Source organism: Thalassolituus marinus (assembly GCF_020320395.1).
Lineage (GTDB): Bacteria > Pseudomonadota > Gammaproteobacteria > Pseudomonadales > Oceanobacteraceae > Venatoribacter > Venatoribacter marinus.
The window spans coordinates 4,165-4,762 of sequence record NZ_JAEDAH010000093.1; the positions used below are offsets into that span (position 1 = coordinate 4,165).

The 598-nt window shown below is 56.9% G+C and carries 1 protein-coding gene; it reads right to left on the minus strand.

Annotated features, from left to right (window positions below):
• A partial coding sequence (locus I9W95_RS14505) for a hypothetical protein (RefSeq protein WP_225676142.1) occupies nucleotides 1-224 on the minus strand: 224 nt, incomplete at its 3' end.
• Nucleotides 225-598 lie beyond the last annotated feature (374 nt).

Consider the following 598-nt stretch of genomic DNA (forward strand, 5'->3'; position numbering starts at 1 on the left):
AGGGCCGACCCCAGCTTCGCGCTTTCTGGGCCGTATTCCTTGAAACCTTGATATTTACTGGCCTCGTGCCTCATCGGCCATCCATGCCCGGAGCCACTTGTCCGCATCCCTGCGGACAGACCAGACATATCAGCGGTTTCTGCGGCGGCCCCAGAGGCGCAGAAAACCGTCACCGCACTGCTGCTTTTCAGAGCAAGCAGCTGAACTGACATTTCATGTCTCAAACGCTGCTTCCTCTGGAATACGGCTGAGCGGATTGCTTAAACCGGCGATCGTGCGGCGCCAGACAACCAGATGATTCTGCGGCCTTCAGAGCAAAACCCTGCCCCGGAACGATACAAATGCTTGGTGTTTTAAAGTGTCGTTCCGGGGGCGGGCTAAATGGCAGGAGCCATTTCAACAGCCGCAGGCTGGCCCGAAGGGTGAAGGGCATGGATGCCCGGAATCATTGTTTTGCGTGCCGCATAATCATTGCAGTTGGCTGGATGAAGCCGGACGCGCCGAAAAGAGAGGGTCGTAAGGAGATACCTCTCCTTGCAGGGGGCCAGGGGCTTGCCCCGGAAAGGCGTTTCAGATTGAAAAACAGCAGCTGAGGAAT